The sequence below is a fragment of the Moorena sp. SIO3H5 genome (assembly GCF_010692395.1).
GTDB lineage: Bacteria > Cyanobacteriota > Cyanobacteriia > Cyanobacteriales > Coleofasciculaceae > Moorena.
Genome location: NZ_JAAHHS010000171.1, coordinates 1 through 15,129, shown reverse-complemented (window position 1 = coordinate 15,129; position 15,129 = coordinate 1). Strand labels below are relative to the sequence as shown.

The following is a 15,129-nucleotide window of genomic DNA, read 5'->3' as shown; positions in this document are numbered from 1 at the left end:
AAGCTATATGTGCGCCAAATATTAGTAATGTACAACACCACTAAGCGAACATCACCAAAGGTTACCGCATAATAGGGTTTGCCATTCGGTAAGGAAAAAATTTCGTTATAGGTGTCAGTATTATAAGTATTGTTTTTTAGCCAAGCTTGGTAATAATTAGGGTCATTATCTGGATTTAAATGTTCAGCTTTTTGCTGATAGATAGCTTGTGCTGCAGCGCGAGGAAAAGGGTCACCAAATTGGCTATTCAAATCCTTTTCCATAGAAAAACGACCCATCACTTCATGATTGCCAACGACAGGAAAAATCGGGGCATTTTGAATAATTTCACCGCCATGGTAGGTAGTTTTAACCCCATTCTTTTCCAATTGGTAATTAGCTCGACCCTGAAGACAAGGGAAAAACGCACCACCCCGGTTATCATCAAACCATTCCGAAGCCCGGTCAGGAATATTAACTAAATCACCGACATAAAACACCCCATCAATTTGGCCGACAGTGTCTACCACCTTCTGGAGATTAGCTGCGGTCATGGGCATTAGTTGATGGTCAGAGGTCAGAAGAATTTTCTGGGGTGTCTCAGGATTTGGTAGAGCACTGAGGCTAAAGAGTTTGCTGCTGACAAATTGCCCATTCTCCTTAACACTAGTGACTTGATAGGGCACAGCAAGACCAGGAGTCAGTCCAGTTACGATCGCTTCATGACGCCAAATATCCCGCATGATGGGCTTTTGGTAGAGTTGGGCGTCTTCGGTCTGGTTGCCAACTCGGGATTTTTGGTCTTCCCGAGTGCGGCTGAGTTTAGTAGTAGTAGCAGTAGCCTTACGATAAGAGCTCGTGCCGTAGGTAACAGTGTGGCGGGAGCCAGGAAATTCGGTAAACCAAACCACCCGCACGGAATCTTTTGTAGGAAATTGCAAGAATGGGTCAGTCAGTAATTCGTAAGCAGATGTCATGGCTCGCTGCTGGGTAATTTGCTTGATAGTTGGGACAAGAACAATTACACCGATAACTATAGCTGCCATGAGGATAAAGCGACTGATAGAAAACTTGACCATTTTCCTACTCCCTACTCCCTACTCCCCATAGCACGACGTTGCTGATTGAGGGAAACCCCTAATCAAACACACCATTACTCTCCACTATACTTTGAGCACTTAGGTATCAGGGTCTTAGTCTAAGTGCTCAAACTCTTATTCCTTTTGATATAGAGCGTTTCGTTAGCCCGTTGACTGCTCGGATCCCTCAAACGCTCAATGTATTTATGTAAAAGATTATTGCTTTAATCACATTTGATGTGACAAAAAAGTTAAATTAGATACAAAACTAACTGACTATAGGTTTTCTATAAGCAATACTATGACATTATTAACTACTAATCAAGTTATTAGCCAACTTAAGCAAGGACTGTCGTTACAGAAAGCCGAGCTGAGTCATATTGATTTACAGGGGTTGAATCTGGATAAGGCTCAGTTTGCCCACGCTTACCTACGTAATTCCAATCTCTCGGGAGCATCTTGTCAAGAGACAGACTTTACTCAAGCCAATCTCAGCTGGGCCAACCTATCGGGGGCAACTCTGGTTTATGCCCGACTCTCAGGTGCTCAACTGAATTGTGCTGGTTTGGAGGAGGCGAATCTCCGAGGGGCTTGGGCAACAAAGGCTAAGCTCTGTGGAGCAAAACTAGATGGGGTTGAGGCTTCCTTTGCCCAGCTGCAAAAGGCTGATTTGAGAGAAGCAACTGGGAAAGGGATAAGCTTGATCAATGCCAATCTCAAGATGGCCAATTTAGGAGCTGTGAATTTCCCTGAGGCTAATTTCAGTGGAGCAAGCCTTGATCTAGCTACCTTAGAAGGGGCTCAGTTAATCGATACTAAGTGGGTTGGTGCTGATTTGGAACGGGTTAACTTAAGCCGTGCTAGTTTAGTCAGAGCAGATTTAACCTCTGCTAATCTGATTGTTGCTAATCTCAGAGCTGCTGATTTAAGCGAGGTAATTTTGCATGGTGCTCAGTTGCTGGAGTCAAGTTTAGAAAATGCGTTATTAAACGATGTTGATTTAACTGAAGCGTCTTTATTTTCTGCAAATTTAGAAGGCGCTCGCTTATCTAAAGTTAATCTTACAAATGCTGATTTACAGTACGCTATATTAGAGAATACTATTTGGAATGACGTTGATTTCTCTAACTGCGAGGTTGCAGGTGCGGTGTTTACCGATGCTAAAGGATTAAGTGCTCAACAGTGCCAATGGCTTAATAAAAATGGCGCGTTGAATGTTCCTTGTGGGTAACAGTAACAATTAGTCTATGCGCTACGCGAACAGCTGTCAGTTGTCAGCCGTGAGCTAAAAGCTCACGCGTGCGCGTTCAGCTTATTTTAGTCAAAGGTGCCCTTGATCCATGAATAATTAAATTCGCCAAGGTCAAGCGCACCTAAAAACTATTAAAATAATTCCATTATTAAGCAACGCCCCCTAAAATCCATAAATTTGCACCTTACTAGCTTGAATACGCTATAGGATTTATAAATGAGATGTAAACCTAGGCGGTATTTTTTAATTTTACAATAAAACGCCAAAGCTCTTTACCATCATAGCTTTTACCTTTTACTTGCATTTCAATTAATGCCCTAAGCTTGTTTACAACCTATATATAAACGCTATATATCCCATAATTTTAGGGTGATCTCTACCCATTTCACCACAGGTCTTAAACTTCCTATAGTTCCAATAAAAAGCACCAATAACTGGTATAATCGGCCAGAATATATTTCAAGCAATAACTTATAAATGAATATGGGTGGAGGAAAGCTATTGACATACTCCCGGCGCTGAATCAGAGATTACAGCGCGGGATTCTCACAAACAGTGATTCTTGACTCAGCGACACCACTTACTGTTTCAGGTTGCCCATCTACAGCAGAGGTGGTAGTCTCCTCAAGCGTTCCCGAATACTCGGAGGTTCCTGAATGCCCTTCAGTACCTGTATTCCACTCAATGCCTAGAATCTTCATGCCCTTCTTTAAAATGTTTAATGCTGCATTTGTATCACGGCAAATTTCTGTCTGGCATTTAGGACATTGATGAGTTCTAGTGCTGAGAGATTTCTTCACTCGATGACCACAATGTGAACAATCTTGAGATGTATAATTCGGTGCAACAGCAATCACTGTTTTATGCCAAACTTTCCCAAAATAGTCTAACCATTGAGTGAATTGATACCACGAAGCATCAGAAATTGACTTAGCCAAGTGATGATTTCTGACCATGTTTTGTATCTTGAGGTCTTCATAGACAACCACATCGTTAGAGTGGACTACGCACCGAGCTAACTTCACTGCCCAGTCTTTACGCTGCCTTTGAACCTTCAAATGTGCTTTACCCAGTCTAATTCTGGCTTTGTGGTAGTTGTTTGATTGAGGCTTCTTGCCTTTGACAAACTTTCTTGACAGCCGCCGCTGTAGTTTCGCGGGTCCGCTTCTCAGCTTGTCTTAAATACTTGGGATAGATGGCAGAATTGTCATTTTGGTCTTTGTAGAAATACTTCAAACCTAAGTCAATACCGACAAGATTTCCAGTATAGTTTCCCGCTTCAAAGCGACTGGCATCAAAGCAGAATTGAGCATAATATCCATCAGCCCGTCTAACCACTCGTACCCGGTTAATTTTAAGTCTGAATAAGTCCTCTCTGGTTTTATGATTACAGAATAGAGAAAACCGACCCGCTTTAAATCCATCAGTGAAATTAATGGTTAAACAGTCCTCTGAAAGTTTCCAGCCAGAGGTTTTATACTCAACTGAACGAGAATACTTTTTGAACTGAGGATAACCTTTGTTTTTGGCTCCTTCACGACAACGACGATAGAAGCTAGATATTGAATTCCAAGCCCTTTCTCCTGAAGCTTGACGAGCCATTGAGTTAAGCTTTTTAGCAAAAGGGAATTGTTGGGCTAACTCTTTGCATAAACGAGAGATACGAGATTTGTCCACATCTGGCTCGTCTAGCCATAGTCTAACTGCCTTATTCCTAATGAACTGTGCAGTCCTTATAGCTGAGTCAAGTCTTGCATATTGAGACTGAGAACCGTTTAATAATTTAGCTTCGCGTACAATCATGATAAAATTTTATCATAAACAAACCCTGATAAACATAGATACTGCATTCTTTTTTATTGGTCGGAATTCATCTCACCGCCAAATCAGAGATTTTGGCGGGAGCCTTCTTCCGACATTTAAAGTAATCACCCTAACCGCAGCTTGGGCTAGGGCAATAGCGATCGCTCTGGGTTGGTTAACCCTAGCCATGTCGGGAAACTATGCCTTGGCCGATGATATTGTTCCGGATGGCACATTAGGTTCAGAATCGTCTGTGGTGATCCCTAATACCACTGTCCAAGGAAAAATAGCAGATAAAATCGAAGGTGGCGCAACACGAGGTGCTAACCTATTCCACAGTTTTCAGGAATTTAATGTAGGGGAACTACAACGGGTTTATTTTGCTAATCCTTCTGGAATCGATAATATTCTAAGCCGGGTAACTGGAAGTAATATCTCCAATATTCTAGGCACTTTGGGAGTAGATGGGTCAGCGAATCTGTTTTTGCTCAATCCTAATGGTATTGTGTTTGGACCGCAGGCGAAATTAGATGTAGCTGGTTCATTTTTCGCGTCTACTGCCAATAGCTTGGTCTTTGCTGATGGCCAAGAGTTTAGTGCCACATCCCCACAAGCCCCGCCACTGCTAACGATTAATATCACCCCAGGATTGCAGTATGGCAAATATGACCCCAGGACAAGAATTAAAAATACTGGGAATTTAGGAGTAGGACAAGATTTAACTCTAGCCGCTGGCCATCTGGATCTACAGGGTCAACTGGAGGCTGGTGGTAATTTGACTCTATTTGGAGAAGATACGGTTAGCATCAGGGATAGTCTAGCGCAACCCTTTATTGCCAATGCTGGTGGTTTGCTGCTAATTCAGGGTAATCAGTTAATTAATATTGCTGCCCATAACCATACCGATAGTGGTTTATTCGCTGGTTCTGATTTACGGTTGCGTTCGCCGGGTCCCATAGCAGGGGATGCTCACTATACCGCTGGCGGAAGTTTCACCATCGAGCAGTTGGATGGTAACCCAGGAAATTTAGTCAGTCCCCATGATCCCATTATTCTGGCCAATGGGGATGTCAGTTTAGGAAACTATACCGGAGCATCACTACATATTTTGGCTGGAGGTAGTGTTACCGTTGGTGATATCGAAATTAACTCTACCGATACAGCCAATAATGCCATTAGCCCTGATAACTCCAATCCGTTCTTGGCTAGTCTGGCCAATGTTACCTTGTCTGACCAAGGGAGAACGTCTGTAATAATTGATGGCAGTAGCCAACCTACCTTAGATATCCGTGCTGGCATAGATTGGACATTACTCGGCGGTTTTCCAGGAAATGTGGATACCGGAAATCTTGCCCCTAACCTCGATACGGCTGCTACTAGTGCAGATATTACCATTGGTGACATTTCGATTAATGCACCGAATGGACTAGTATTCTTAACCAATCAGTATCAACCGAATGGAGCTAATCCTACTAATAAGCTGGAAATTGGAACACTCCGCACTGATGACGATTTCGGTGAGTTTGTGGGAAATAGTGGTGATGTGATTATCGATTATCGAGGCGGGATTGAAATAAGTGATAGCATTAATACCTCTAGCGCTAGCGGTAATGCTGGTCAGATTAAATTAATTACGTTTGATGACATAACCCTTGACAATAGTGACATGATCACCAGTACCTCCAATGCTGGTCAAGCTGGGGATATTACCATTGAAACCGGTTCCTTCAGTGCCCGCCAAGGAGCTAGGATCCGAGCCAACAGCAACAGTCAAGCCAATGCTGGAAATATCAAGATTACGGCCAGTGGTGCAGTTTCCCTAGATGGCAGAAACGGTCGTGAAGCTAATAATAACGGCACTGAACTAGTATCTCGTATGGACAACGGAGGCAAAGGCAAGAGTGGGGATATTACCATCAAAGCTGACTCTGTCTCAGTCACTGAAAGTGCTGTCCTTGATGCTAGCCTCCGGGGTGAAGGGAGTGCAGGTAATATCAACATAGACGCTCGTCAAGTGATCTTTAAAGGCGCACCAAGGGTAACCTTTAGGCGAAGCAATGGTGATATCGACAGGAATGAAGCCTCCAGTGAAGCCAGAGTTAATGTTGAGCGTGGGGCAAATGGCCAGGGGGGTAAGATAACCATTAAGGCCGAATCCTTATCAATCCTTGATGGTGCTAGACTCAGTGCTGATCTAAACAGTAAAGGCACTGGTGGCAATATTGAAATCTTTGCTAGTGATAGCGTAACGGTTTCGGGAGCAACAGGCAATCGATTTAGTAGGATTAGGAGTAACGTCGGGGAATTCATTGGGAAAGACGCTGTCGGGAACGGTGGTAACATTACCATTCACACTGGCTCCCTCTCGGTTACAAAGAGCGGTCAAATCCAAACCAACCTATTTGGTATAGGTGATGCTGGCAAGATAACTATCAAAGCTCGCGATACAGTCAGGATTGACGGAGTAGCCAATAATGATAGGATAGCCAGCGGTTTGCGCTCTCGGGTCGGTCCGGATCGAGAAGACAAAAATTTTCGCAACCAATCAAAAGCTAGAGGTAGTGGTGGCGAAATCACCATAGAAGCAAAGTCAGTTTTTGTGACCAATGGCGGTCAAGTAAGTACTGAAATCGATGACATCGGAAATGCTGGCAATATATCAATTATTGCTAAGGATCAAGTTATCTTTGATGGCGCTGCTAAGAATAAAAAAAATAATCGATTTTCAAGTATTATCTTCACTCGCGTTAGACCTCAAGCAGAGGGTAACGGTGGCAAAGTATCAATTGAAGCTCGGTCAGTTTCCTTTACCGATGGTGCTCAGATAAATTCCGAAAGCCGTGGCAAAGGAAAAGGGGGTGATGTGGAAATAATAGCTAGCGATCGCGTTTTAGTTGACGGAGTCAGCGAGTTGATTGGAGCAGATAGTGCCATAGCTACTGATGTTCTATCGGATGGCAAGAGGGATGGTGGCACGATCACGATCACAGTTACAGAAGGTTCCTTTGAGATTACTGGAGGTGCCAGGTTAGCATCTGGTACTCAAGGCCAGGGGGATGGTGGTGATGTGATCATTGAGGTTCGTGACCAGGTTTTAATAGACGGAATAGGCATTAATGACAAACCTAGTCGGATCTTGACTGGTGTCAATCGTAAGTCAAGAAAGGGCAACGGTGGTGACATTAAAATTAATGCTAACTCCATTGCTGTGACTGATGGTGGAACCCTAGCTGCTGGCACGGGCAGCAGTGGGACAGGTGGAACTATAAATTTCACCACCAATACACTAACTGTTGAAGACCAAGGTCAAATTTCCACTTCTACTTTCTCAGAAGGGAATGGTGGTTCCATTGTTGTAGATGCAAAAGAATCTGTTCTGCTCAAGAATGATGGACTTATTACCAGCCGTGTAGAAGATGCAGCTACTGGTGATGGAGGAGATATTGAGATCACTACTTCCTCCCTATCTCTTATTAATGGTGGGCGGGTGGAAGCAGGAACCTTTGGTTTCATTCCAGTAGATCTAGCTTCTGATTTAGTCAACCAGTCCTATCAGGATATTGTGCTAGAGGATCAGCCAGTAGCCTACTGGCGTTTAGACGAAACCACTTCGATAACGGCTGTTGACAGTTCTGGCAATGGCTTCAACGGTACCTACAGGAATGGCGTAACTCAGGGCGTTCCAGGAATATCAGGCACAGCAGGAGAATTTGATGGCAACAATGATGCTGTGGATGTTGGTATTATTGCACCAGGTTCGGAATTAGATATCAGTAATCAATCCTTCACCGTAGAAGCCTGGGTAAAGCAAAACGAATCTGAGCAATCTGTGGATCAATCCTATGTCGGGATACATCCAAGCAATAACCGAAACGATGGTAACGGTGACAGTCTATATTTCCGAGTGACCAGTAACGGTGCTGTCCGTTTTGGTGACTTTGAGGGTAACTCGGACTTGAGAACACCAGGGAACATCATTGAACCAAACACTTGGTATCACATTGTAGCTACTTATGACCAAGACTCCAACACCAACACTATTTTTGTGGATGGTCGGGAAGTGATCAGTAACAACCAAGGTGCTTTTGAAAGTCAAAACCCCCGTGTCTTGATCGGGGCTTGGCGGAACATTGGTGACCAAGCATTTAATGGTGTGATTGATGAAGTGGCAGTCTATGACGAAGCCTTATCCCGTGAAAGCATTACTAGTCACTTTTTACGAGGGCAACTAAATCTTGGTGTATCTGTGGAATCATTACCTGATCGTGCAGCAAATGCTGGCAACATTACAGTTAATGCTACTGATGACATTACTATCTCTGGAGTTAGTCCCACTAATAGTGACATTGCCAGTGGTTTAGTGTCTAGCAGCTCAGGCAATTTCAGTGGTAAAGCTGGTACGATCACTATCAATACTGATTCCCTCAAGGTTGAAGATAGAGGGATAATCACCGTAAGCAGTAACCAAGGGGTAGCTGGTAATCTCGACATTACGGCTAATTCCCTGTTACTTAACAACGGAAAACTTTTCGCTGAAACTGCTCAAAATCTCGATAATGGGACATCAGGAGCGAATATCATACTAAACGTATCAGACCTAATACAGCTCAAAAACGAAAGTCTGATCTCCGCAAAGGCTTTATTAGATGCTAACGGAGGTAACATAACTATTAATGAAAACCGTAATGATAATCCGAATGATAACCCATTCCTGATTGCTTTCCCCCCAACAGGTGATAACGGTAGCGATATCATTGCTAATGCTCCCATGGGACAAGGAGGCAAAATTACTATTAATGCCTTCAGCATCTTTGGTATTAAAGAGCGCCCAGCCATTGATGGCAATCGCACCAATGATATAGATGCCTCTGGTGGTACAGACAGTGGTGAGGTGAATATCAAAACTACCAATGACTTCCTGGAGCGAGAGCCCAATAGCTTACCCACGGAACCGGGCAAGGCTCAATTTGATCAGCGCTGCCAACCGGGTAATAGCACTGGCGCTAGCCTGATCAATACTGGACGTGGCGGCTTACCTCCTCGCCCAGGTGAAATCAGCAGCAATAGCCTTTGGGAAGATATACGCCGCCCTACTACCCGTGGACGGTATCGCTCCCGGACTGCACTGGTTAAACCCCCTGTTAAGCCCCCCACTACCCATAAGCCAAAACAAATTATAGAAGCGCAAGGCTTGATGATTGATGCTGATGGCAATATCTTTCTGACTGCTTATCCCACTACTGTGACACCGGATGGATTTCGGCAGGTACCTGGGTCTTGTTATTTGCGATAGGGAACAGGGAATAGGGAATAGGGAGTAGGGAGCAGGCATCTTGTCTGTATCCTCATTCAGGCTGTCAGGATGCCGAACCCACTCATATTCATCCCGCCCCTCAGCAATCACAAAAATTTAGATATAGCTTTTATCATAGCTATGAGGTACATATTATTTTTCCCCTCTTCCCTCTATTCCCCTCCTGGGAGGGGTTAGGGGTGGGTTCCTGTTCCCTGTTCCCTGTTCCCTGTTCCCTGTTCCCTGTTCCCTGTTCCCTGTTCCCTGTTCCCTGTTCCCTGTTCCCTGTTCCCTGTTCCCTGTTCCCTGTTCCCTGTTCCCTGTTCCCTGTTCCCTGCTCCCTGCTCCCTGCTCCCTGCTCCCTAAAACCCAGAGATTTGTACCTCATAGGTATAAGAATTGCTATACCTGACTATTACTATGAAACGTCATACTCTATTCAAGAGATAATTAAAAATAGAAACCCTAGATTTAGCGTCCTCATGCTTCGCGCGACCCTAATTGGCACCCAAGCCTTAATTTTTTTTCTCCTAAATTTAGTTCTCCCCATTGGCATCCTCCCGGTCTTATCCTATCCCAGCACTGTTAAGCCAATTCCTCAAGATTGGTCAGCGTCAGAATTAGTGGAACAAGGCAGAGCATTCTACAGCAAAGGTCAGTTTAATCAAGCAGCAACCACTTGGGAACAAGCGGCACAAGCCTATGAATCCCAAGGGGATAGACTATATCAGGCGATGGTGTTGAGTTATCTGTCCTTGGCTTACCAGAAACTGCAACAGTGGTTTGATGCGGAAGATGCGATCGCATTTAGCCTAAACCTGTTAGAGACCGGAGCAGATCTCAGGGATACCCCAGACTACCAGCAAATCCAAGCCCAAGCTCTCAACACCCTAGGTAGTCTAGAATTAGCTTTAGGACAACCAGACATTGCTCTAGAAGCCTGGCAATTGGCTACTGAGATTTATCAACAATTAAAGGATGACATTGGCATTACAGGTACCCTAATTAATCAAGCTCAAGCGATGGAAGCCTTAGGACTTCACCGTCGCACCTGTAAAACCTTATTAAAAGCCTTAAACCTGGACAATAATTGCGATTTGTCCAATCAAGAACGGTTTGAGACTGTGCTGCAAACCTTTCAACAAACCCCTGATCCCCAGATTCAAATCCTGGGCTTACGTAGCCTTGGGAATAGTCTCCGTCTCCTCGGGGACTTGAACCACTCTCAGCAAGTGCTTAAGGCAAGTTTGAAAGTAGCTCAACCTCCTCTAGAAAAACGAGAGACCTTACTGAGTTTAGGGGATACAGAACGTTCCTGGTACAACCACTATAAACAATTATACACCAGAACCAGCCTGATAGCTGAACAAAAAAAAGTTAAACAACAGGTTATTGATCAGGTTAATCATGCTCTAAAATACTATCAAGAATCTGTTCAACAGTCGAGCCAATTATCAGCATCAAATAGCTTAGATATTGAACCAAAACTACAGCGCTTAAGTTTACTAATTGACTTCCACAATTGGTTAGAAACGTTAACCAATCAAGAAAATAAGGATAATCAAGCCCCAAACATCCAAGACTTAAAATCTCAAATTAATGACCAAGTCAAGGAATTACTCAACAGCGAGATTACTAAATTACCAGCTAGTCGAACAGCAATCTATGCTCAAATCAATTTTGTAGAAAGTCTGATCACCTATGATCTAAAATCGAACAAGCATCAAGACAATCTTCAGCGGTCATCCTTTATCCTTCACCCTTACGAAATTGCTCATAGTTTAGTCAAAGCTCTCCAAGAGGCTCAACTTTTAGAGGATAAACGAGCCGAATCCTATGCCCTCGGTACCCTTGGGAAGCTATATGAACAAACTCAGCAATGGTATCAAGCTCAAGAATTTACCGAAAAAGCCCTGACCATAGCTCAAGGAATTCAATCCGATGATATTGCCTATCAATGGCAATGGCAGTTAGGACGAATTTATCAAGCTCTGGGAAAAACTGAAGAAGCAATCACCGCTTACCAAGCAACGGTCAAAACCCTAGATTCTCTTCGCCAAGATTTACTGGCTCTGAGTTCAGATGTGCAGTTTTCCTTTCGGGAAAATGTTGAGCAAGTCTATCGAGAATTAGTCGATTTACTCTTGAAAGACGAGCAAACCGCTCAACCGATCGCCTTTGGCGCGGCTGAGGCCTTTGGCCACGCTACGCGAACGGCGATCGCAGATAACCGGATCCCAGAGAACAAGCTCAAGCAAGCTACCGTAGCCATTGACTCTCTCCAGCTAGCCCAAATTGAAAATTTTCTGGGGTGTAACCTTTCTGACATTGTGGAATTGGCCGAGCAGGAAATAGATCCCAGTGCAGCATTAGTCTATCCGATTATTCTCGATGACCGCTTAGCGGTGATCGTGAAATTACCAAAATCAGGAAAATTTATTCACTATACCGCTGCTTTACCTAAAGCTAAACTTGAGCAAACCTTAGAAAGTCTCCGTATAGAGCTAGAAAAACCTTTTATTTCTCAAGAAAGTCTCGCCTTATCCCAACAGGTTTATGACTGGTTAATTCGACGGGCGGAAGGGTTGCTAGAAGCCAATCAAGTTAAAACCTTAGTATTTGTTCTTGATGGTAGCTTTCGCAATGTTCCCATGGCTACCCTTCATGATGGTGAACAGTATCTAGTAGAAAAAGGTTATGCGATCGCACTCATTCCTGGTTTGAGTCTACTAGAGCCCAAACCCTTAGCTCAAGTAGAGTTAAATGCCTTAGCCTTTGGACTTTCAGACATGCGCGAGGGTTTTCCTGATCATGAAGGCTTCGCTAACCTACCCAATGTAAAAAAAGAATTAGGACAAATTAAATCCCAAATTCCCAGTCAGCAATTGCTCAATCAAGACTTTACCAGTCAAAAATGGCAAGAGTTAATCAGTTCAGTGCCATTTCCTGTAGTCCATTTAGCTACTCACGGTGAGTTTAGTTCAGATCCAGACGAGACCTTTCTGCTGGCGTGGGATAAGCGAATCAATCTCAAGGATTTAAGCAATGTCATCCAGAACAGAAGTGACAATAGTTTAGAAGCAATTGAATTACTAGTGCTTAGTGCTTGTAAAACTGCCGATGGTGATAGTCGTGCTAGCTTAGGCTTGGCCGGAGTAGCCATTCAGTCAGGAGCCAGGAGTACTATGGCTTCCCTATGGTTCATTGATGATGACTCTACCGCTAAACTGATGGCATCTTTTTACAAAGAATTAGCTGATTCTGACGCAACGGTTACCAAAGCTGAAGCCTTGCGCCGTGCTCAAGTTAATCTTCTAAAAAGCCCTGGTTATCAAGCTCCATTGTTCTGGGGAGCCTATGTTTTAGTGGGAAATTGGCTGTAATCGGGAATCGGGAATCGGGCATCGGGCATCGGGAATCGGGCATCGGGAATCGGGCATCGGGAATCGGGATGAAGTTGCCTGTTGATGATCTTTTCGTCAGAACTACCACTCGGAAGTTCCCTACTCCCTGTTCCCTGTTCCCTTTCCTATACAACAATCAACTAGGGGTTTGACTGCGATCGCACGCAAACCAACGGAACCTAGGAAATCCTCCCAATCCCGTTCTAACCTCAAATCATCTGGTTTCTGGTACCGTAGTTCAGCTAAACCTGTCATCGCATCATGCCAAATACCGTGACTGGCATAAACAGCAATACGCTCCCGTGGTGAAGTAGCAGCCTTTAGCTTACTACTGAGGGTAGAGTTTGGTATGATGCGTTTGACTAATCCTTCCACCTTAGGATTGCTAGACGGGCTCTGGCGATTAACTACAACCGAGAACTGCCATCGATATACCTGGTCAGTTTCTAGAGGTTTGCTCAGGCGAACACTGACAATACCAGGAGTTCCAGATAACCGAATCGTTTCTTGTACTACAGAGTGTTGCTTATCATCGAGCAGTACAAAGTCCACCGTCAGTTCAGGAGTAGACTGTTTAGGAACATAAAACCAAAAGCTAGGAGACTCAGCTAAGGTCAGTGCTAAGAAAGACTTCGAGTCATTACTACAGTTGCCAGTTGCCTCGACAATCTCACTACTGCCAGGGACTATAGCAATCAGCTGATCCGAACACAGACCACGTGATCCTCCTGATGTCCGTTTCGGTGGTCTGCCCACATCATCAAAGCTTTCCTGTTCTGTAGCATTTGGCGGGAGGAAATATAAACCTCCTCCAGCTGTTGTGATCTGATCAGGTCTACCATCACCGTCAAAGTCTAGATCTGGTTTAGCTGATGGAGTATCGGATTGGAAGAAACTATTGCTGACAGAGTTGGTGTCTAGGGCAACAGAGTGCGAACGCGCTCGTAGAGGGTAAATGGTGAAATTAAGTAGTACCCAGGCAAGGGTCAAGATCAAAGAAGGTTTGTACAACCCTAGCTTTTTGTTATACATACTCAGAGGTTTAATAAACGTTAATTTTTTTAAACGATTCCATAATCCTTATCAGTCCTTAGTCAGGGATTTTCTGCAAACCTTTACATTTCTTATCAATTTTGGTTTCCCTCGGGATTGGCCTACGGCCAGGCTACCCGAGCGGAAATAGAGCATTTCCATATAGATTGAGAAATGCTCTATCTCAAGTGCTGAGCTGAACCTGGGTGTCTTTTCGTTTACGCTTTCAGGTTGGTAGCTATGAGAAAGCGGCACTAGCTCCCCAAGACTGCTAGCGCACCTCTGCATTGCTGATGACTGATTTATTGACTAAAATATAGTATTACATATCAATCCCGACTCATTTCTCTAGTTGAATCAAAATTCATTCAATCTTTAAACCAATCACCTTTTTATCAAAATTTTTTCAAAGACTTGGATTATAAATATAGCTTTTACATTTGAGATGTAAACAGAAACGCGATTAGTAAAAGCAAGATGCAAGAAGCAAAAAGCAATATATAATCAAGTGTCTAGGGATTTTTGGTAATATAAAAAACTGTCATGTCTGTTTACATTTGATTTAAACATGCTAGAAACTACAATGGCTCCACTGGTTGCTACTAACGCCAACGCTGATGGTATAAAGGGTATCCATCCCCCCTGGAGTAACAGACCATAACAGACTCCAGATAAGAGGCTGATACCAACAAAAACAGCAATTCCCAAGTAGGATGGGGAATGTAAACGCCAAACTAATAGGCCTCCCACCACAGACCAACTAGCAATCCAAAGCACTTCCCCCCACGGTGGCAACCACCAGAGTAACGGTCGTTTATCCAAAACAGCACTAATAATCTGACTACTCATCTGAGCGTGAACCATAACCCCAGGTATTTTGTCAGACCATGGCCCTTTAGTATAGGGAGTCCGGTGTACATCCTTTAAATCTTTACCAACCCCAATCAAGACAATCTTATTTTTCACTAAATCCGGCAGTTGGGAGTCGAGTTTACCCTTGAGTAAGTCTTGGAGATTAACTTGTTTGGGATTCTTGGCACGATAATTAAGGAGTATCTGATATCCCCTGGCATGATCTGGCTTTAACTGATACCCACCAGCATTGTGTGCGAATTTCCGAAACACCACATCACCGATTTCTACATCCCCTGCTGAATTTCTCTTCATCGGCGGGATTCCCTTTTGGGCTAGGTAATTCAGAGCGACTTGAAAACTCAAAGAGCGACTGGTATCACAAGTATCCGAAGAGGTCATCCCTATAGGTTGGCGGCGGTTAATATCATATGG

At 43.9% G+C, this 15,129-nt stretch carries 7 protein-coding genes and 1 pseudogene; 4 read left to right on the top strand and 4 right to left on the bottom strand.

The window, feature by feature from the left end:
• On the bottom strand, nt 1-1,058 hold a 1,058-nt coding region (locus F6K52_RS18855; RefSeq protein WP_293080814.1), incomplete at its 3' end, for a fibronectin type III domain-containing protein.
• Nucleotides 1,059-1,359: 301 nt separating this feature from the next.
• Here F6K52_RS18855 and F6K52_RS18850 point away from each other — a divergent pair.
• Nucleotides 1,360-2,289 carry a pentapeptide repeat-containing protein gene (locus tag F6K52_RS18850; protein WP_293080809.1) on the top strand — a complete coding sequence of 310 codons (930 nt, stop codon included), beginning with the start codon at nt 1,360-1,362 and terminating at the stop codon, nt 2,287-2,289.
• 551 nt (nt 2,290-2,840) lie between these two features.
• Here F6K52_RS18850 and F6K52_RS18845 read toward each other — a convergent pair.
• Nucleotides 2,841-4,113 (bottom strand): annotated as a pseudogene (locus F6K52_RS18845) (transposase).
• On the opposite strand from F6K52_RS18845, the gene F6K52_RS18840 reads away from it, so the two are divergent.
• The 3 genes from F6K52_RS18840 to F6K52_RS18830 all read left to right on the top strand — a co-directional run bounded on the left by F6K52_RS18840 (nt 4,112) and on the right by F6K52_RS18830 (nt 12,962).
• Nucleotides 4,112-9,406 (top strand): filamentous hemagglutinin N-terminal domain-containing protein, encoded by a 5,295-nt coding sequence (locus F6K52_RS18840; RefSeq protein WP_293080804.1) that lies wholly within the window; start codon nt 4,112-4,114, stop codon nt 9,404-9,406. The pseudogene F6K52_RS18845 and the gene F6K52_RS18840 sit on opposite strands and share 2 nt — an antisense overlap.
• Nucleotides 9,407-9,606: 200 nt before the next feature.
• Nucleotides 9,607-12,789 (top strand): CHAT domain-containing protein, encoded by a 3,183-nt coding sequence (locus F6K52_RS18835; RefSeq protein ID WP_293080801.1) that lies wholly within the window; start codon nt 9,607-9,609, stop codon nt 12,787-12,789.
• On the top strand, nt 12,780-12,962 hold the full coding sequence (locus F6K52_RS18830; protein WP_293080797.1) for a hypothetical protein: 183 nt from the start codon (nt 12,780-12,782) through the stop codon (nt 12,960-12,962). The genes F6K52_RS18835 and F6K52_RS18830 overlap by 10 nt, the downstream gene beginning before the upstream one ends.
• Here F6K52_RS18830 and F6K52_RS18825 read toward each other — a convergent pair.
• A complete protein-coding gene (locus F6K52_RS18825; protein ID WP_293080794.1) occupies nt 12,910-13,842 on the bottom strand; it encodes a DUF928 domain-containing protein in 933 nt (310 codons plus the stop codon). The genes F6K52_RS18830 and F6K52_RS18825 overlap by 53 nt on opposite strands.
• A 504-nt stretch (nt 13,843-14,346) precedes the next feature.
• The coding region (locus F6K52_RS18820; RefSeq protein ID WP_293080791.1) for a CHASE2 domain-containing protein at nt 14,347-15,129 on the bottom strand (783 nt) is incomplete at its 5' end.

What these genes read in the sequence shown, in the direction of transcription:
- F6K52_RS18825 (WP_293080794.1), bottom strand. Translation starts at nt 13,842, where the DNA reads ATGTATAACAAAAAGCTAGGGTTGTACAAACCTTCTTTGATCTTGACC.
- F6K52_RS18840 (WP_293080804.1), top strand. Translation starts at nt 4,112, where the DNA reads ATGATAAAATTTTATCATAAACAAACCCTGATAAACATAGATACTGCA.
- F6K52_RS18850 (WP_293080809.1), top strand. Translation starts at nt 1,360, where the DNA reads ATGACATTATTAACTACTAATCAAGTTATTAGCCAACTTAAGCAAGGA.